General features: G+C 62.7%; 21 protein-coding genes. 10 read left to right on the top strand and 11 right to left on the bottom strand.

Translation table 11 applies throughout. From position 1 onward, the window contains the following. Positions 1-105 precede the first annotated feature (105 nt). Genes Q1A89_RS04960 through Q1A89_RS04950 form a run of 3 tightly spaced genes read right to left on the bottom strand, consistent with a single transcriptional unit; the run spans position 106 to position 1,712 of the window. On the bottom strand, positions 106-747 hold the full coding sequence (locus Q1A89_RS04960) for an SDR family NAD(P)-dependent oxidoreductase (protein ID WP_299724514.1): 642 nt from the start codon (positions 745-747) through the stop codon (positions 106-108). Between the two features lie 4 nt (positions 748-751). Beyond that, complete coding sequence (locus Q1A89_RS04955) at positions 752-1,195, bottom strand: DUF1178 family protein (protein ID WP_299724512.1); 444 nt, start codon at positions 1,193-1,195, stop codon at positions 752-754. Between the two features lie 52 nt (positions 1,196-1,247). Then, a complete protein-coding gene (locus Q1A89_RS04950) occupies positions 1,248-1,712 on the bottom strand; it encodes an NUDIX hydrolase (protein WP_299724510.1) in 465 nt (154 codons plus the stop codon). A 190-nt stretch (positions 1,713-1,902) separates the two neighbouring features. Between Q1A89_RS04950 and modA the strand changes: the two genes are divergently transcribed. The 3 genes from modA to modC are packed head-to-tail and all read left to right on the top strand — an operon-like array spanning position 1,903 to position 4,411. After that, positions 1,903-2,637 (top strand): molybdate ABC transporter substrate-binding protein, encoded by a 735-nt coding sequence (gene modA, locus Q1A89_RS04945; protein WP_299724508.1) that lies wholly within the window; start codon positions 1,903-1,905, stop codon positions 2,635-2,637. Further along, positions 2,634-3,326 (top strand): molybdate ABC transporter permease subunit, encoded by a 693-nt coding sequence (gene modB, locus Q1A89_RS04940; protein ID WP_299724506.1) that lies wholly within the window; start codon positions 2,634-2,636, stop codon positions 3,324-3,326. Before modA ends, modB begins: the two co-directional genes overlap by 4 nt. Then, on the top strand, positions 3,323-4,411 hold the full coding sequence (gene modC, locus Q1A89_RS04935) for a molybdenum ABC transporter ATP-binding protein (RefSeq protein ID WP_299724504.1): 1,089 nt from the start codon (positions 3,323-3,325) through the stop codon (positions 4,409-4,411). Before modB ends, modC begins: the two co-directional genes overlap by 4 nt. On the opposite strand, the gene Q1A89_RS04930 is transcribed toward modC, so the two are convergent. Both Q1A89_RS04930 and Q1A89_RS04925 read right to left on the bottom strand, forming a co-directional pair. Beyond that, entirely contained in the window at positions 4,395-5,153 is a 759-nt protein-coding gene (locus tag Q1A89_RS04930; protein WP_299724502.1) for an EcsC family protein, read from the bottom strand. The two genes, modC and Q1A89_RS04930, sit on opposite strands and share 17 nt — an antisense overlap. Before the next feature lie 31 nt (positions 5,154-5,184). After that, a complete protein-coding gene (locus tag Q1A89_RS04925) occupies positions 5,185-5,670 on the bottom strand; it encodes an N-acetyltransferase (protein ID WP_299724500.1) in 486 nt (161 codons plus the stop codon). Positions 5,671-5,759: 89 nt separating this feature from the next. On the opposite strand from Q1A89_RS04925, the gene Q1A89_RS04920 reads away from it, so the two are divergent. Beyond that, positions 5,760-6,365, top strand: a complete 606-nt coding sequence (locus Q1A89_RS04920) for a flavin reductase family protein (protein ID WP_299724498.1) — start codon at positions 5,760-5,762, stop codon at positions 6,363-6,365. A gap of 102 nt (positions 6,366-6,467) precedes the next feature. On the opposite strand, the gene Q1A89_RS04915 is transcribed toward Q1A89_RS04920, so the two are convergent. Then, on the bottom strand, positions 6,468-6,590 hold the full coding sequence (locus Q1A89_RS04915) for a hypothetical protein (RefSeq protein ID WP_299724496.1): 123 nt from the start codon (positions 6,588-6,590) through the stop codon (positions 6,468-6,470). A gap of 102 nt (positions 6,591-6,692) precedes the next feature. Further along, on the bottom strand, positions 6,693-7,532 hold the full coding sequence (locus Q1A89_RS04910) for a cysteine hydrolase (protein WP_299724494.1): 840 nt from the start codon (positions 7,530-7,532) through the stop codon (positions 6,693-6,695). 128 nt (positions 7,533-7,660) lie between these two features. Between Q1A89_RS04910 and Q1A89_RS04905 the strand changes: the two genes are divergently transcribed. Then, a complete protein-coding gene (locus Q1A89_RS04905; RefSeq protein ID WP_299724492.1) occupies positions 7,661-8,572 on the top strand; it encodes an AraC family transcriptional regulator in 912 nt (303 codons plus the stop codon). A gap of 71 nt (positions 8,573-8,643) precedes the next feature. Here Q1A89_RS04905 and Q1A89_RS04900 read toward each other — a convergent pair whose 3' ends face one another. Continuing rightward, positions 8,644-10,257 carry a SulP family inorganic anion transporter gene (locus tag Q1A89_RS04900; protein WP_299726097.1) on the bottom strand — a complete coding sequence of 538 codons (1,614 nt, stop codon included), beginning with the start codon at positions 10,255-10,257 and terminating at the stop codon, positions 8,644-8,646. Between the two features lie 229 nt (positions 10,258-10,486). Between Q1A89_RS04900 and Q1A89_RS04895 the strand changes: the two genes are divergently transcribed. From Q1A89_RS04895 to Q1A89_RS04875, 5 genes are all read left to right on the top strand, one after another. Continuing rightward, on the top strand, positions 10,487-12,370 hold the full coding sequence (locus Q1A89_RS04895) for a hypothetical protein (RefSeq protein ID WP_299724490.1): 1,884 nt from the start codon (positions 10,487-10,489) through the stop codon (positions 12,368-12,370). A gap of 142 nt (positions 12,371-12,512) precedes the next feature. After that, positions 12,513-13,385 carry an S-methyl-5'-thioadenosine phosphorylase gene (locus Q1A89_RS04890; RefSeq protein ID WP_299724488.1) on the top strand — a complete coding sequence of 291 codons (873 nt, stop codon included), beginning with the start codon at positions 12,513-12,515 and terminating at the stop codon, positions 13,383-13,385. Next, positions 13,382-14,053: a DUF2927 domain-containing protein gene (locus Q1A89_RS04885; RefSeq protein WP_299724486.1), complete on the top strand. Its 672-nt coding sequence runs from the start codon at positions 13,382-13,384 to the stop codon at positions 14,051-14,053. The genes Q1A89_RS04890 and Q1A89_RS04885 overlap by 4 nt, the downstream gene beginning before the upstream one ends. A 15-nt stretch (positions 14,054-14,068) precedes the next feature. Then, entirely contained in the window at positions 14,069-14,692 is a 624-nt protein-coding gene (locus Q1A89_RS04880; RefSeq protein WP_299724484.1) for a LysE family translocator, read from the top strand. Next, the gene (locus Q1A89_RS04875; protein WP_299724482.1) at positions 14,689-15,219 is read left to right on the top strand and encodes an adenine phosphoribosyltransferase; all 531 of its coding nucleotides are present in this window, start codon (positions 14,689-14,691) and stop codon (positions 15,217-15,219) included. The genes Q1A89_RS04880 and Q1A89_RS04875 overlap by 4 nt, the downstream gene beginning before the upstream one ends. 113 nt (positions 15,220-15,332) lie before the next feature. On the opposite strand, the gene Q1A89_RS04870 is transcribed toward Q1A89_RS04875, so the two are convergent. From Q1A89_RS04870 to Q1A89_RS04860, 3 genes are all read right to left on the bottom strand, one after another. After that, a complete protein-coding gene (locus Q1A89_RS04870; RefSeq protein WP_299724480.1) occupies positions 15,333-16,037 on the bottom strand; it encodes an SGNH/GDSL hydrolase family protein in 705 nt (234 codons plus the stop codon). A 127-nt stretch (positions 16,038-16,164) separates the two neighbouring features. Further along, the gene (locus tag Q1A89_RS04865; RefSeq protein WP_299724478.1) at positions 16,165-17,577 is read right to left on the bottom strand and encodes an FAD-binding oxidoreductase; all 1,413 of its coding nucleotides are present in this window, start codon (positions 17,575-17,577) and stop codon (positions 16,165-16,167) included. Between the two features lie 62 nt (positions 17,578-17,639). Further along, entirely contained in the window at positions 17,640-18,470 is an 831-nt protein-coding gene (locus tag Q1A89_RS04860; protein ID WP_299724476.1) for an MBL fold metallo-hydrolase, read from the bottom strand. Between the last annotated feature and the right edge of the window lie 37 nt (positions 18,471-18,507).

Here is an 18,507-nt window from a genome sequence, read left to right as displayed (position 1 = left end):
AAAGGGGTCCTTCTCTGTTTTCAAAAATCCCGGGGGAGGCGCGTGAGCGACGGGGGCAGAGCCCCCCAAAAAATGGCGTCGCGCAAGCGGCCATAGGATCGCGGCTCAGTACGGGTGCGCGCGGCCGTCCCATGTCTCGAAACACCCCGTTGTCTCATGGCTCAAGGCATCAAAGCGCTGCACCAGCCCGGTCACAGACTCCTCCACCGTGATCGCCGCCGAAGACCCACCCAAATCCGTCTGCACCCAGCCCGGATGATAGATCCCCACGGCCACTTCGCCCGCCAGATCGCTGGCCAGATTGCGGCCCAGGTTCAGCACCGCCGCTTTTGAGGCGCGGTAGATATAGCTGCCGCCGGGCGCATTGGTGTGCGAGGCCATTTGCGAGGAAATGACCGCGATCTTGGGACGCGCGGCCAGACGCAGGTTGGGCAGCAACGCCTGAATGGTCAGGAACACGCCCGTGACATTGGCCGCAAAACTCTGTGACCACAAATCGGCGGCATAGCCGGTCTCAAGCGCCGCGCCCTTGTCCAGATAGACGCCCGCATTGCACACCAGCAGATCAATCGGCACGCCCGCCAGACGCTCGGCCAGAGCGCTGTGATCACTGGGCTGGGTCACGTCCAGCGTCACATCCGCCCCGGCAGACCGGCCCGTGCCGACCACGCTGTGACCTGCACCGCTGTAATGCGCCGACAGGCCCGCGCCGATGCCACGGGTCGCTCCGGTAATCACGATATTCATAAGGTCAGTTCACTTTGCGCGTTGGAATAAAGGGCAACGGGGCCACGGGCACGCCATCTTCGATCAGGGCCTTGGCTTCCTTGGCGTTGGCCTCACCCCAGATCGGTTTGTCCGGCACGTCGCCCAGATGCATGTCGCGGGCTTGCCGCGCAAAGTCATTGCCGACGTAAGCGGCGTTCTTTTCCACCTCGGCGCGCATCTTTGACAGAGCCGCTTCGACCTCGGATGGGGTCGCATCAGGCGCTTCAGGCTGATCCGTACCGACTCTGGCGGCCACGGCTTTCGATGTGCTGACACGGGGTGTCATGACGGCCTTTTCCACTGCGGTCGACCCGCACGTCATGCAGGCCAGATGCCCGGACGCGGCCAGACTGTCATAGGCCGACGCACTGGCAAACCAGCTGTCAAAGGCGTGTCCGTCGCCGCATTTCAAAGTGTACTTGATCATGTCGCTCTCAACATAATCCCACCGGGTAAAACCGCAATGGGCGCCCGCAGGTTCAGTAGATCGCGCGCGGGTCAAAATCGCGCAGGATGCGGGCCAATTCCGGCTCATCTACAAGGCTTGCCGCCTTTTTGCGGCCGACCCATTTGCGGGTCCGCTGTCCGGCTTCGGGAAAGTCGCGCGCCAGCGATTTGACCTTGAGCCCATAGACCATCGCCACGCAGGGCAGGTCATGTTCGACCTCGTCGAGAATTTTGCTGTAGGAAAACAGACCCAAAGGACGCGGATCGGCGATGCCTTTGACCCCCGCCTCTTCCCAGGCTTCGATGGCCGCACTTTCGGTCGGCGTCTTGCCGTCCATAGGCCAACCCTTGGGGATGATCCAGCGGCCAGACCCACGGGATGTTACCAGCAAGACCTGAATCTTGTCGTTCTTCACACGATAGCAGAGTGCTGCAAACTGCGTGCGCACATCTTTCTTATCGGCCTGTCCAAAGGACAAGGGAAGCTGCTTGATCATGGGGGCCGTCACTGCCCAAATCTCCGTTTCTTTGCCTATAATATATGCGACCTCGACGAGAAATGCCAGATTTCTTTCCGATTCCAAAGACATATGCGATTCGGTGTTCAGATTTCGTTAACCACGCATGTCCACGATACGCGAAATTCGGCTTGAGCCCTCCCATGGCTTGGCCAATAGTGCCCCGGACATGAAAACGTACAACTGGATCAAAGGCTTGGCGCTGATGCTTGCGCTTGCCTGTCTGTCTGCGCAGGCAAATGCCGATCCGCTGCGCATATTTGCAGCCGCCAGCCTGCAGGGACCGCTCGACGCCATCGCCGAACACTATGACGTGAACAGCACGGTCAGCTATGGCGGCAGCGGCACGCTTGCACGTCAGGTCAGCCTTGGAGCGCCTGCGGATATTGTCATTTTGGCCAATAAAACATGGGCCGATTGGCTGTTGGACGAAGGACATACAGAGACCCCCGCCCGCCCCATCCTGTCCAACCGGCTTGTCCTGATCGCACCAAACGGGACGACCGCCTTTGATCAGATGGACGGCGCGACACTGCGCACGGCGCTAGGTGACGGGCGGCTGGCCATGGGGCAGCACCAATCCGTACCTGGGGGCATCTATGCCAAGGCGTGGCTGACCCATCTCGGCGCGTGGGAAAACCTGCGCCCGCATCTGGCCGAAACCGAAAACGTGCGCGCCGCCCTCGCCCTTGTGGCGCGCAAGGAAACACCGCTTGGCATTGTTTATGCCTCGGACGCGCAGGCCAGCGGGCAAGTCGGAGTGGTCTGGACGATCCCGGCAGAGCAGCATCCGCAAATCCTTTATCACGCGGTTGCGCTATCGCCGTCCGGGCAGGCCTTTCTTGATCATCTCACCCAGCACACCGCGCCATTCGTGGCTGCGGGCTTCGTGGCCCTGCCATGAGCCTTGATCCCTCAGGTTGGGACGCCCTGCGCCTGTCGCTGTTGGTCGGCGTGGTGGCCACCCTTCTGGCCCTGCCCCTTGCCACCTGGATCGCCTGGCTGCTGGCGCGGCGTGAGTTTTGGGGCAAATCCCTGCTCAACGCCGCCGTCCACCTGCCGCTGGTCCTGCCGCCTGTCGTCACCGGCTATCTGCTGCTGATCGCCTTTGGGCGCACCGGGCCTGCGGGGCGGTTCCTTGAACAGACCTTGGGCCTTGTGCTGGCCTTTCGCTGGACGGGCGCGGTTCTCGCAGCCATCGTCATGGGCTTTCCCCTCATGGTGCGCGCCATTCGCCTCGCCATCGAGGCGGTCGATCCCAAGATCGAGGACGCCGCCCGCACCCTCGGCGCCCCCGGCTATGCGGTCTTTGCCACCATCACCCTGCCTCTTATCCTGCCCGGCATCCTTGCGGGTGCGGTCATGGGCTTTGCCAAGGCCATCGGCGAGTTCGGGGCCACCATCACATTTGTCGCCAACATCCCCGGCGAGACGCAGACACTGCCCTCTGCCATTTATGCCCTGCTGCAGGTGCCCGGCGGCGAAGCAACCGCCATTTCGCTGGTCCTCTGGGCCTGCGTGCTGGCGCTCGGGGCCGTGGTCCTGTCGGAATGGCTGGCGCGGCGGGTTGCAGCACGGATTGCAGGCGCATGAGCCTCTCAGTCGCCCTCTCCCACCGCTTTGACGGGTTGGACCTCGACGTCGCGTTCGAGGCCGGGCCGGGTGTCACCGCACTTTTCGGACGCTCCGGCGCAGGCAAGACCACCATCGTGAATGCAGTCGCGGGGCTGCTGCGCCCGGACAAGGCGCAGATCAGCCTTGATGGCAGGGTGTTCAACGACGCAAGCACCTGCCTGCCCCCGCACAAACGCCGGGTCGGATACGTGTTTCAGGACGCGCGTCTGTTTCCGCATCTGAGCGTGGCGCAAAACCTCGACTATGCGCGCCGTTTCGGGGCGCAACCCAAAACACGCAGCCATATCATTGACTTGCTGGGACTGGGCGAGCTGCTGGAACGGCGTCCTGCCACCCTGTCCGGTGGGGAAAAGCAGCGGGTGGCCCTCGGTCGCGCTCTCCTCGCCGACCCGCAGTTGCTGCTGATGGACGAACCGCTTGCCGCCCTCGACGGACCACGCAAATCCGACATCCTGCCCTATCTCGACCGGCTGAAATCGGAAACCGGCGTGCCGATCCTCTATGTCAGCCACGCCGTGGACGAGGTCGCGCGGCTGGCCGATCAGATGGTGCTGCTGTCCGGTGGACGCGTGGCACGTTCCGGCCCGCTGTTTGAGGTGATGGCCGACCCCGCCGCCATCCCCCTGCTGGGCGTGCGCGAGGCGGGTGCGGTGTTGCAGGCCAAGGTGGTGGCGCATGGCGCGGACGGGCTGAGTACGCTGCAGGTGGCCGCAGGTACGCTCAACCTCCTGGGCGTGCAGGCCCCGGTGGGCGCGCAGGTGCGGTTGCGGGTGCTGGCGCAGGACGTATTGCTGTCCCTTGAGATGCCGCAGGGCCTCAGCGCGCAAAACATCCTGCCCGTCACGGTCACCGCGATGCGCACGGGCGACGGGCCCGGGGCGGCCATTGCACTGGATGCGGCAGGGGATGCGCTGCTTGCGCGGGTGACCGCGCGGGCGGTGAGTGCGATGGGGCTGACACAAGGTCAGGCGCTGTTTGCCATTCTCAAGGCCACGTCCGTGGCGCAAAACGCCATCTCGGGCGAGGTCACGTCAGCGCCTTAACCTCGGCCCTCAGACGATCCACCATGCGCTCGTGCGGCTGATCGGCCTCGATCGCGAGCCGGCGCAAACCGAAATGCACATGGGCGACGTCCGTATAGTAGCTTGTATAGGCGTAATTCGTCGCCGCCCCCGCCACAGCACCCAGAACAGGCACCGCTTGGGCGGCCAGTTTCTGACCCATCACCACGGCCAGACGGGGGGCCACACGGGCGATGATCGCCTGCATCGCAGCGCCGGTCAGCGCAACGCGGGCCGACAGAAAGGCAAGGTCGGACCCGTCGTCATGGGCCAGCGGCCCGGCGGCGGCAAAGACCTGCACGCAGTCAAAACGCACCGAGTCCGCCTCCGGATCAAAACCATGCTCGACCGCCACCCCTTCGATCACCCGCAACAAAAGCGTGGTGGTCACGGGCAGTTCGGCCAGCGCGGTCGGCAAGCCGCCAAAGCCACCTGCCGCGCCCATCGCCGTGCTGACGGCAGAATTGAGCCATTCGGCCTGATCGGGGACCAGCCGGCGGGACTGACTGGCGGCACTCATCGCCTGCAACAGGGCCGCGCGCGTGGCGGCATCAAGTTGGGCGCGCACCGGTGCGGGCAAGCGATCCAGCAGCCCGTCGGCCTGTGTGCCAAGGGTGTTGAGCACCTGAATACCCATGCCACCGGCGGCCTTGTAGCGCCGGGCAAGGCGCTCGATTTCGGTGTCGGGATCAATGGGCGGGCGGGCAAGTACAACTTCGTTCATAGGGAATAGATTGGGGTGCACAGGCCCGGTTTCAATCCGAACGCACCACATCCCCTGCAATTCCGTCCCATGCACCGGGGCGCAGCGCATGGCCCAGAACACGTTCGGGATTGGTCGGCGGGGGCATCGCGACGTGATCCAGCCGGGCAAAGCCAAAGCGCCCGTAATAGGGCGCATCCCCCACCAGCAGCACCCGCTCCCACCCCTGTGCGGCGGCGGTTTCAAGCGAGGCTTCGATCAACAGCGCGCCAAGGCCCTCACCCTGATGGGTCGGGTGCACGGCGACGGGACCCAGCAACAAGGACCGGGCCGCACCGATGCGCACAGGCCAGTACCGGATCGCCCCGCCCAGCGTGTCCGTGTCATCACGCGCCACAAGGTTCAGCGCAGCCACCGACGGCACCCCGTCGCGCAGGCGATACGAGGACAACGCCTCGCGCCCGGGCGCAAAGCACAGGTCATACAAGGCCTCGACCTCCCACCAGTCGCCGGGCGTCTCTTTGGTCAATTGGAACATGGGCGTCGCGGGTCACACTGGCTCGTCAGGGGTGGCTGTCGCCCTAGCATGGGGGTAGTGCTTGCGCAAACGACACGTCAGGAGATGCGATGTTCTACCGTCCCGAAACCGGCCATGGCCTGCCCCACAACCCGTTCAATGCCATCGTGACACCGCGCCCCATCGGCTGGATTTCCACGCGCGGATCGGACGGGTCGGACAATCTGGCACCCTATTCGTTCTTCAACGGAGTCGCTTACGTCCCGCCGCAGGTCATGTTCGCCTCGACCGGAGCCAAAGACGACCGGGACGGGACCAAGGATTCGGTGGCCAATATCCGCGACACGGGCGTGTTCTGCGTGAACGTGGTGGAATACGCGATGAAGGATGCGATGAACCAGACCTCGGGGCCGTGGGAGGCCACGACGGACGAATTCGAACTGGCGGCAATCGAAAAGGCCAACTGCAGCGAGATCAATTGCGCCCGCGTCGGCGCGGCCCCGGCAGCGCTGGAATGCAAGATGACCCAGATCGTGCAGATCGAGGGGGCCGCGAATTACGTGGTGTTCGGCGAAGTCGTCGGCGTGCATCTGCGCGATGATTGCATCGTGGACGGAATCTTTGACGTTCTGCAATACCAGCCCCTGACGCGCCTTGGGTATAGGGATTATTCGGTGATCCGGGACAAGTTCAGCCTGAAACGGCCGGGGGAGTAGGTTTTTTGGCGTCGGCAGGTGATATGGCCGACGCACGAAGGCTGTCATTCATGAAGTCTCGGGCATGAATGACAGGTTTGGCCTCGCCAATTACGGCGCGCCTCACATCTTCAGATAGATCCAATAGGCGAACATGATCAGCAAGACCACGACGACTTGCAAAAGCATGGCCTTGATCAGAAATTTCGAGCGTTTCAGATCATCTTCTACGTCAATCTTTTTCATTTTCTGTGGCTCCTTGGTGGGGTCGTCGGCGTCGCAATGCGCGGCACAACGACGGCCCACCTACCCCGTCCATGCGAGGTAGGTGGGTCTTACAGACAGTGCTTACGCCGCTGCCTTGATTTGTGCCAGCGCTTCTTCCGTGCTCCAGACCGCGTTGGCCATGTAGCGGAAGTTGATCAGCGCGGCGAGGTAACCGTCGCCCTCGGGCAGCATCGCCGCCGCGGTGGCATCGCGGACCACGGCAACCTCGAACCCGTCTTCCAGCAATTCGCGCATATGGCTTTCGGTGCACAGGTTGGCGGACATGCCCGCAAGGATCACCTGATCCACGCCCCGTTTGCGCAGTTGCAGCGACAGGTCATTGGTGTCGTTGCCATAGACCTTGTGCGGCGAGGTCACGATGGTTTTGCCATCCTCGATGTACTTCTTGTACTGGGGCATCCAGTCCGCGCCGGAGCCTTCAAACCCATCCAGATTGAGCGCGCCCTTGCGGTCGAACATGCCGATCTTGTGCATCAGTTTTTCGAGCGCACCTTCGAATTTCCAGCCGTGATCGGTGGGATAGTAGTAGTGCGGCGACACGGCTGTGGTGATGTCGGCGGCCTTGGCGGCTTTGAACAGCGCCTCGATATTGTCGACGGTGTTGTGCTCGGTCACGCTGGCGCCGATGACGCCCCATGTGACCCCCTCGGGATGGAGGAAGTCGATCTGCGGGTCGGTGACCACCAGCGCGGCACGCGACAGGTCCAGCTTCATGTCCGATGGCGGCAATGCAGGCTCTGCCGGTGCGGCATAGGGGTTGGCCTGCTGGGCATCGGCAGACTGCGCGCCGACGGCGACAGTTGCTGCGGCGGCCGTGGCCGCAACACCCCCGCGCAGCGCGGCGCGCCGGGTGATATGTGAGCCGTTGTGATTGTGATCGTGATCATTGCAGTTGCACATGGAATCAATCTCTCATTTGCGTTTCGATGATCCAGAGCTATGGCAGCGCGCGTGCCTTTTCGTCTCAAAGGCGTGCCCGAGCGGACTTTGGGGTGCCTTTGCGTCTGAATCCCGGCTAGTTTGGCCCCATGAAATACGACCACATCTTTGACGAGCTGGAAATCTCGACCGATCCGTTCGCCTTGTGCGAGTTGCGCGGGGCCTGTGATCTGGGGCTGGGGCGGGATGCCTCGGCCACGTTGCACTACATTCTCTCGGGTGAAGGGGAAATCAGCCTGCGGGCGCGGCCCCCAATCAAGGTGTCGCGCGGCATGCTGGTGTTCATTCCCGCCCTGCAAAGCCATGCGTTGCACAGTTTCGGCGGCACCAGTCACCCCATTCCCGAATGCAAACCTGCCGCTTTGAAACTGGCCAGCCTCATGGCCGGGTCCGAACAGGTCGATAGCGGGCAACTGACCGCGCTCTGCGCCCATGTGACGGTTGGTCTGCGCGGCATCCGGGACATCATTGATGTGATCCGCGAGCCGATGATCGAGAACGTGTCCTCCCCCAGTCACATGCGCCCGGCCCTGCAGGCCCTGCTGGCCGAAGTATCCAACCCCACGCTGGGCAGTCGCGCCATGATCCGCGCCCTCTTGATGCAATGCGTGATCGACATGCTGCGCAAACGGCTGACCGAGAATGAAAGCGCGCTGCGCTGGATGGCCGCGCTGGCCGATCCCTCCATTTGGAACGCACTCAAGCTGATGCTGGACAAACCCGGAGAGCCGCACACCGTCGAAAGTCTGGCCACACATGTGAGCATGAGCCGCGCGGCCTTTGCCAAACGCTTTGCCGAGGCCTACGGGTCGGGACCGATGGAGTTGTTGCGGGATCTGCGCATGCGCCGGGCGGGTCATCTGCTGGAAATGACGGATGTCCCGATCAAACGCGTGGCGGACCTTGTCGGCTTTGCCTCGCGCAGCGCCTTTACCCGCGCGTTTGAGGCCAAGACTGGCCAGTCTCCACGTGATTTTCGGGCCTCCCGGCAGGGCGGCTAGCGGTTGGCGGCTGGCCGTTCGGAAAGAACGAGCGCCTCAACGGGCAGAACTGTCGGACATGTGACGCGCCCTCAGTGGTCGCCCAAAATCCCCGTCCGCACGCCGTAATCCGTGGCGATCTCGTAATCCGGGTCGTCATCACTGTCCACGATCAGGTGCCCTGCCTTGGTCAGCAGCTTGTGGCAGTCATGGGTCAGGTGGCGCAGCTGCACGCGCTTGCCCAGCTCTTCGTATTTGCCCGCCACTGCCTCGATCGCCTGCAGGGCGGACTGGTCTACCACCCGGCTGTCGGCGAAATCGATGATCACCTCGCGCGGGTCGTTTTCGACGTCGAACATCTCGATGAACCCGGTGGCAGAGCCAAAGAACAGCGGGCCGTGGATTTCATAGACCTTGGCCCCCGCCTCGGTCACCGAGTCGCGGGTCGTGGCATGGATGCGCCGCGCATTGTTCCACGCATAGGCCAGCGCGCTCACGATCACGCCCACAACCACAGCGACTGCAAGGTCTTCCATCACCGTCACAACCGTGACCAGCACGATGACAAAGGCATCTGTCAGCGGCACTTTGCGCAGGATTTTCAGCGAGTTCCACGCAAATGTCCCGATCACCACCATGAACATCACGCCAACCAGCGCGGCGAGCGGGATCAGTTCGATCACGCTGGAGCCGACAAGGATAAAGGCGAGGAGGAACAGTGCCGCCGACACGCCTGCAATACGCGTGCGCCCCCCGGATTTCACGTTGATCATCGACTGCCCGATCATCGCACAGCCCCCCATACCACCAAAGAACCCGGTGGCCGTGTTGGCCACGCCTTGGGCGATGCATTCCTGGCTGGCCCCCCCGCGCTGCTTGGTCAGATCGCCAACAAGGTTCAGGGTCAGCAGGCTTTCGATCAGGCCAATGGCGGCCAGAATGATCGCGTAAGGCAGGATGATCCGCAGCGTTTCAAGGGTGAACGGCACCGCCGGGATATGGAAGGGCGGCAGCCCGCCTTCGATGCTGGCAAGGTCGCCCACACGCGGCACATCAAGGCCAAAGCCGATGACGATGGCCGCAACAATCCCGATGCCCGCCAAAGGTGCTGGGATCAGCCGCGTCACACGCGGCGAGAGCCAAATGATCACCATCGTCAGCCCCACAAGGCCTAGCATCAGGTAAAGCGGCAGACCGGTCAGCCACGCGCCCCCCGCCATGCCATGGCCCGACGCCTCGGCCGTGCCCGGCACCTTGAACTGGGTGAGTTGCGCCAGGAAAATCACGATGGCGAGGCCATTTACAAAGCCCAGCATGACCGGATGCGGCACAAGGCGAATGAACTTGCCCCATTGCATGACACCGGCAAAAATCTGCAGCAGACCCATCAATACAACGGTCGCAAAAAGGTACTCAACGCCGTGCTGGGCCACCAGCGCGACCATCACAACGGCGAGCGCCCCCGTGGCCCCTGAAATCATGCCCGGACGGCCCCCGAAGATCGCCGTGATCAGCCCAACCATGAACGCCGCATAAAGCCCGACCAGCGGATGCACACCGGCCACAAAGGCAAAGGCCACCGCCTCGGGCACCAGCGCCAGCGCCACGGTGAGACCGGACAACAGGTCGGTGCGGATTTGCGCCGGGGTCAGCTTGACCTCGCCGGGTGAGATGGAGAAATCGCCAAAGCGGGTCTTGGTGCGCATGTTCGAAAAATCGAAAAAGGCCATGGGTGTCCTGTCTTTTCGTCTACTGCTTTGACTGGCCCTTAACGGATCGGTTCTGGAATGACCATGCCAGCGGGCGCATGCAGCCCGTCAGGTAAAGGCGACGCCGAAAAAGTCACCGTATTCTTCGAGGCACATGGCAGATCAGGGTTAACAAAAGGGCAAGATCGGCTAGGCTGACGCGGACGCGCATCACTCCGGAGACCTCATGGCGATATTGCGGACCTATGCAGAGGTTTTGGATCAGGAGCCGACCACGGCCGAAACCGATCTGATCGAGGCCAGCAAGGCTGGTGTTCCATGCGCGCTGGACGATGGCGCCTGCCCCACCTCCCCCGATCCTGCCCGAACGATACGGGCCGACATTCTGCGGTATCTGCTGTTGGGCGGGTGCGAGGCCTGCGCCGTGGATGAGCGCGGCGTACATCTGATCGGTGGCTATATCACGGGTGCGCTTGATCTGAACCTTGCGACGACGCATGGCGCGGTGCAGCTGGAAAACTGTCATTTCGAAAGCCGTTTTGACAGCGCGCAAACCCGGTTCAGAATGGTAAACCTCAGCGGCAGCATCCTGAAAGACTGGGTCGCGCAGGGCGCTGTGATCGAAGGCAATGTCTTTTTGCACGACATCACGGCGGCTGGCACCATCGATCTGAAAGGGACCACAATCGGCGGGCAACTTGATTGCGCGCGCGCGCATCTGGCAGTCGAACACGGCACCGCCTTCAACGCCCAGGGGGCCAAAATCGAAGGCGACGTCTTTCTGGACAGCGTCATCGCCTTCAGCACCCTTGATCTGAATGGCATCAGGATCGGCGGGCAACTCGGCTGCACCAGCGCGCAGATCAACGTCCAAACCGAATTCGCCATTTCGGCACCCGATGCGCATATTGCGGGCGGCGTGTTTTTGCACCCACGGGTCAAGACCGACAAGAATGCGGTCACCAAACCCTTTCACAGCACCGGAGAAATCCGGCTGAACGGCGCCACCATCGGCGGGCTCTATGCGCAGCAGACAACGCTGATCGCCACGAGATCGGGCCAATCCCTGTCCTTGGGCGGTGCAACCGTTCAGGGGGCCGTGCGCCTTGATGGTTGTGACAGCACCGGCGAAATCCTGTTGGCGGGCGCGCGCATTTCGGGACGGTTGACCTGCGAACGGGTCAAGCTGCGCAACGATTCCGGGCATGCATTCAATGGAAAGGCGATGCGGGTCGAGCATGCGTTTGTGTGGAAAAAGGTCGAACATGCGTCGGGGGCCATCAGCCTCAATGGCGCGCATGTGGCCGAACTGGACGATCATCCCGACAACTGGCCCGACCGCACGGCACTATATTTGGACGGCTTCACCTATGACCGGATCCGGGGCAAGGTGTCGGCCTCGCATATGCGGATGGATTGGTTGGAAAACGGCAGCTATTTCGATGACGAGTTTCGCCCGCAACCTTATTCCCAATATGCAAAATTCCTGCGCGAGACCGGACACGACGAAGACGCGCGGCGGGTTATGTTCACGCGCGAACGCCTGCGCCGGGCCAGCGCGCAGGACGAGCGTCGGAAATCCGGGCGCGGTGTCGCCGTTCTGCTGACGGTCTGGTTCAGCTTCTGGAACTTCCTGTTGCGCCTTTTGGTGGGCTATGGCCACTACCCGTTTCGCAGCGTGGCAGCCCTCGCCGTTCTGATCCTTGGCACCATTGTCCCCGCCCATTTCGCATGGGAGGAGGGCAGCTTTGCCCCCAATGCTCCCCCTGTTCTGGTCTCGGATGACTGGACGGTTCTGGCCGAAACCGATCCCCACCCGGCCGCTGCCTGGGCCGGTGACCGCCTGCCCGCAGCCAGCGACCTCACCCTTGCGCAATGGCGCGCAATTGCGCCGGGGCGCGATTGGGAGACGTTCAACCGCTATGCCTATGGCTTTGATGTTGTCATCCCGATCATCGACTTTGGGCAAACCGCGGCCTGGTCACCCTCCACAACCCGCGGCCCGTGGGGTTTTCATTTGTGGTGGGGCAGTTGGATATTGACGGTGATGGGCTGGATCGTCACCGCCCTTGGGGCCGCCGCCATCACCGGGATCATTCGCCGCGAATGACGCTGCCTGTTGCGTGTTCGCGCCGTTGTGCGTGCGGCGGGGGTGTACAGGCGGTGCACAGGTTGTGTACGCCTTGTGCACGGGGTGTGACAGGCCGTTTTCGCCCCGTAAAACGACCAACCAGCGACACTTGAGGCCCTCCATGACCCAGACGAAAATTGCCGTGATCGGCGGCTCAGGCATCTATGACATCGACGGGCTCGAAGGGGCGGAATGGGTCAGCGTGGACTCACCCTGGGGCACGCCCTCCGACCAGATCCTGACAGGCAGTTTGAATGGGGTCGACATGGCCTTTCTGCCCCGACACGGGCGGGGTCATGTGCATTCGCCCACCACCGTGCCTTACCGGGCCAACATCGACGCCCTCAAGCGGTTGGGGGTGACGGATGTGATCTCGGTCTCCGCCTGCGGCAGTTTCCGCGAAGAGATGGCGCCGGGCGATTTTGTCGTGGTGGATCAGTTCATCGACCGGACATTCGCCCGCGAAAAGTCCTTCTTTGGCACGGGTTGTGTCGCCCATGTGAGCGTCGCCCACCCCACCTGCCCGCGCCTGTCCGAAGCGTGCATCACTGCCGCGCGAGGTGTGGGAATTAATGTTCACACATCAGGCACTTACCTCGCGATGGAGGGGCCGCAATTCTCGACATTGGCCGAGTCTAAAATGTACCGGGATAGCTGGGGGGCGGATGTGATCGGCATGACCAACATGCCCGAGGCCAAGCTCGCCCGCGAGGCCGAGCTCTGCTATGCCTCCGTCGCGATGATCACCGATTATGACAGCTGGCACCCTGATCACGGCGAGGTCGATGTGACCAAGATTATTGAGACGCTCATGGGCAACGCGGGCAAGGCCCGCGCCATGGTCGCCGAACTGCCTGCTTTGCTCGGGGTCGAGCGCGCGCCCTGCCCGCACGGCTGCGACCGCGCGCTCGAATTCGCAATCATGACCGCCCCGGAAAAGCGCGACCCGGCGGTCCTGGCCAAGCTGGACGCGGTGGCCGGGCGGATGCTGTGATCCGTAAACTACTGGCATTGATGGCGATTTTCCTGACGACCATCCCTGCATCGGCGCAGGAATACATCATAACCAAGGGGCCGTTGTCGGACCGCGACTTTTACCGGCTGGTCGCCTGCGCAGCCGATCCGGGCGGACCTTGCCGCAAGGATATCGTGCGCTGGCCAGCCAGTAAGGCCAAGCGTCTGAGCGTCGCCATCACCCGGACCGACCCCACCTTTCCTGAGCGCAATGCGCGCCTGATCGACGCGGCGCTGACACGGGCCGCTAGTGAAATTTCAAAGCTTGAGGCGGGCGTCACGATTACCCGCACCACAGGCAAACCGGACATTTCGGTCATGTTGCTGGACCTGCCCGAAGACAGCGTGCTGCAGGACACCGGCATTGACGATCTCGACGGCAACCAGATTGGCGCGGCCTATGTCCACGTGTGGTGGGATGGGGCCAAGCGGATCACTAAGAGCGTCATCATCGTGACCCCCGACACCGGGATTGCAGACATCAAGTCGATCATCCTCGAAGAGCTGGTCCAAAGTCTTGGGCTGCTGACAGATATCAGCAATTTGCATTATCGCCGCAATTCGATCTTTGATGAGAGAAGCAACCATGTGAAGCGGCTTTTTCGCCAGGACGCGACCGCCATCCGCATGCACTATGACCGTAAATAAGACAGGAAATCGCCCATGCTCCTCGACATCTGGCTGACCTTTGTGGCCGCCTCGATTGCGCTGCTTCTCATTCCCGGGCCGACTGTGCTGTTGGTGCTCAGCTATGCGCTATCCAAGGGCCGCTCGGTTGCCGTGGCTTCTGCTGCCGGGGTGGCCGTGGGTGATCTGATCGCGATGACAGCCTCGCTGCTGGGGCTTGGAGCGCTGGTGCTGGCCTCCGCCACGCTGTTCACCGTGCTCAAATGGGTGGGTGCTGCCTATCTGATCTGGCTGGGGATCAAGCTGATCCGCTCGGCCCCGTCCGACGGGCTGGCCCTGCCCCACGCGGACATCACGGCGCGCGGTGTCTTTGGCCACGCGGCGACCGTCACTGCCCTCAACCCCAAATCTATTGCCTTTTTCATCGCGTTCGTGCCGCAGTTCATTCGACCGGACGCCGCCCTGCTGCCCCAGTTCGCCATCCTGATTGCCACGTTCTGCGCGCTGGCCGCTATCAACGCGCTGGCCTATGCGCTGCTGGCGGACCGGATGCGGGCGATGATCGCGCGGCCCAATATCATCACATGGCTCACCCGCGCGGGCGGCGCCACGCTGGTGGCCATGGGCATCCTCACCGCCACCCTTCGGAGAGCACAATGAAGACTGTTCAGGACTACATCCGCACCATCGTCGATTTCCCCCATGAGGGGATCATGTTTCGCGATGTCACCACGCTGTTTGCCGACCCACGGGGGTTTCGCATGGCCATCGACCAGATGCTGCACCCCTATGCGGGCATAAATATAGACAAGGTCGTGGGCCTTGAGGCGCGCGGGTTCATCCTTGGCGGCGCCATCGCGCACCAGTTGTCGGTGGGCTTCGTCCCGATCCGTAAGAAGGGCAAACTGCCCGGCACGACGATCTCGCAGGCCTACACGCTGGAATATGGCGAGGCGATTGTGGAGCTGCACGATGACGCTATTCAGCCAGGGGAAAAGATCCTGGTGGTGGACGATCTGCTGGCCACTGGCGGCACAGCCGAGGCGGGCATCAAGCTGGTCGAGCGACTCGGAGGCGAGATTGTCTCCTGCGCATTCGTGATCGATCTGCCCGATCTGGGTGGACGCGCGCGGCTTGAGGCCATGGGGATGGAGGTTCAAGCCTTGTGTGCCTTTGACGGGGAGTAGGCGTTTGGTGCGCTTTTTTTGTGTCGCAGGTGCGGGTGGCTGTCCGGCCCTTCGGGGAGGATTTTTTGGAATCAGAGAAGGTTTGGGACCTGCGATCAGGCCTGCGGTTTGACTCAGTCGAGTGGATCTTCTGAGAGTGCCGCTACAATGCGCTCTGCCCAGATGTCGTAGACTTTTGCACCGGGGTGAAAGCCGTCCGCCGCCATCATGCCGGGGTCGAGATCGACGTCGAATGGCATATGCACAACCCCCGGCTCGCGTTGGCACAAGGCGACGAGCGTCGCGTCAAAGCGCGTCGCGCGGTCCCCGAGCGTGCCCCGCAACGGTTGCGGCAACAGCGGGAAGGCCCCCATTGGCGGCACGCCGGAGGCATAGATGCGCCGCACGCCAAAGCGCCGTTTCAGCATCCCGATCAGGCGCGCGTAATTGGACTGCCAGCGCGTCACATGCACCCCATTCTTGACGTCATTTACTCCCAGCGCGACCACTGCAAGATCAAAGCGTTGATGTGAATGCTCCGATAGCAGACGCAGCGCCGCAGACGTGGTCAGGCCGGACTGCGCCCAAAGCTGCCAATAGACCGTATGGGTGTGGCCAAGCCGCGCAACCAGTCGCCCGGACAGGGCCTGATCCTGATGATCGACCCCGACACCCGCGGCAGAGCTGTCACCGAGGATCAGCACACGCAGCGGCGCGCCTTCTCCGTCTTGCCCCTCGCGCGGGCCCGGTGGTTCGGGCAGGCGGACCGCACGGGCCGCGACCCACAGTGCCTGTGGCAGGATGATGGGCAGCCGCAGCAGGTTGGTCACGGGTTTCATGGGCGCAGGCCCCCACCAGCCTTGGGCAGGCCCGCTTGATCCCGTGAAGTGTTATTGCCAGAGCGATTCATCGCACCCATCCCCGAACGCGGGACAGAATAGCCATGACGCAGGGGCCACGGCAAGATCAGGCGCGCAGCACCGCACCGGGGTTCATGATGCCAAGCGGGTCGAGGGCCGCCTTGATCGCCCGCATCGCCGCCAGTTTCGCCGGATCGCCATAGCGTTCCAGATCGCCGACCTTGAGCCGCCCGATCCCGTGCTCTGCACTGACGGACCCGCTCATCTCGTGCACCAGATCGTGCACAATCGATTTGATCTGCTCGCGCTCGGCCATGTGATCGGCGCGGGTTTTGCCGGGCATGGGAAAGACGTTGTAGTGCAGATTGCCGTCGCCCACATGACCAAAGCAGTTGATGCGGAACAGGCCAAGGGCCGCGATACGCTTGCCCCCTTCGGTGATGAAATCCGCAAGTGCACCAAGGGGCAATGAGATGTCATGCGACGACACCGAACCGACCCTGCGGTTGGCTTCGGGGATGCTTTCGCGGATGGACCAGAAATCCGCGCGCTGCGCCTCGCTTTGGGCGATCATACCGTCGACAACCAGCCCATCGGCGACCCCGGTTTCGAATATCCGCTCAAGTGCCGATTGCGGCGTTACACCGCCGGAAAGGCCAAGTTCGATCAGCACGCACCATTCGGGTGTTTCGGACCAGGGATTGCGCAAATCCGGCATGGTTTCGGCCAGAAAATCAAAGCCTTGGCGGTGGATGAGTTCGAACGCGCTGACACTTTCGCCAACCTGCTCGCGCACCAGCGCCAGCAGCAGCAGGGCCGCACCGGGGGAATCCACTTGCAGCAGGGCGGTGCCCATCTGCGATGGCTGGGCAAACAGTTTGAGCGAGGCGGCCGTGATGATGCCAAGCGTGCCTTCGGCCCCGATCAAGAGGTGGCGAAGGTCATAGCCGGTGTTGTCTTTGCGCAGGCGGCTGAGCCCTTGATAGATCTCGCCCGAAGGCAGCACCGCCTCGATCCCCAGACACAGATCGCGCGCATTGCCATAGCGCAGAACGCCTGTTCCACCTGCATTGGTGGAAAGCAGCCCGCCCACTCGCGCAGACCCTTCTGAGGCCAGCGACAGCGGGAACAGGCGGCGCACCTTGGCCGCGGCATCCTGGACATCCGTCAGGATCGCGCCCGCCTCGGCCACCAGCACGTTTTCCTGACGATAGACGTCGCGCACGGCATTCATGCGATCAAGGCTGAGCACCAGCGGCAGCGGGCCATCGGGCACCACCTGTCCGCCCACCAGACCAGTGCCACCGCCATAGGGGATCACCGGCACGCGGGCCTCGGACGCGGCGCGCACAAGGGCCGCCACCTCTTGCGTGGTGCGGGGGCGTGCGACAAGGCCTACGGTGCCCTGATAGCGCCCGCGCGGTTCCTGCAACTGCCCTTCATCTGCCTCGGAAAACCTGTCGTCAGGCAGAACGGCGCGCATGGCGTCCACGCGGTCTGCGGTCAGGGAGTTCAGCATCGGTCGGCCCCTTCGGCTCTGACGTTTACAGCGCCCGGTCGGGCACACCAAGGCGCCCGAGGCTATTCCGCTTGTACTTGCAGCCAAGCCGGGCGCAACACCATAATCGTTGGACGGCTCGGCAGGCGGTCCAGCGACACGTCCAGCGCCGGCCCCCCGACATCTACAATCTGGAATGTATCCCGCATTCCGTTAAGAAACTCATTCAACGTATAGTCCCCGAACCAGTGCATCGGGATCACGATGGACGAGCGCAACCGATCAACGATCCGCATCATCGTGGGCAGATCGACTGTCATGCCCCCGTCCACGGCCGCCATGACCACATCCAGCCGCCCGATGGCCGCGTATTGTTCGTCATTGGGTTCGTGATGCAAATGCCCCAGATGGCCGATGCACAGGCCAGCAACTTCAAAGATAAAGATGGAATTGCCGTTGTCCTCGATGCCGGAAAACTGCGAGCGGATATCGGTAGAGACATTGCGCACCAGCACTTCGCCCAGATCGACACGGTGATCGATGCCTTGGCCAAACTCCCCCCAGCCCGGCAGCACATGGGGGATGGCCGGGTCAGGAAAGGCAGTCCAGTGGGTTTCATGGGCGTGGTTCATGGTGACCACATCCGGGATCATCGGGGCGGAGCCGGTAAAGCCGGTGAAGTCGGTCACCATATTCAGCCCACCCGCCGTGCGGATCAGGAAAGAGGCATGGGCGATATAGTGAATGCGCACCGTTTCGGACGCGACATCTACATTGTAACTGGCCTTGTGCACAAATGTGGCGCCGTCAATGTCGCCCGCCAGCGCAATGCAATGGCTGGGGGTGCGGGTTTGCTGTGCGGCAACGGCCAGCGGCAGCACAAGGATTGCAAGGCTGAGAATAAGGACACGCATGGAATGAGTTTAGAGCAGGGCAAGACTTTTTCCAAAA

This window comes from uncultured Tateyamaria sp., assembly GCF_947503045.1.
In the GTDB taxonomy this organism is placed as follows: Bacteria; Pseudomonadota; Alphaproteobacteria; order Rhodobacterales; family Rhodobacteraceae; genus Tateyamaria.
The sequence above is the reverse complement of the archived record's forward strand: the minus strand, read 5'-3'. Positions and strand labels throughout refer to the sequence as shown.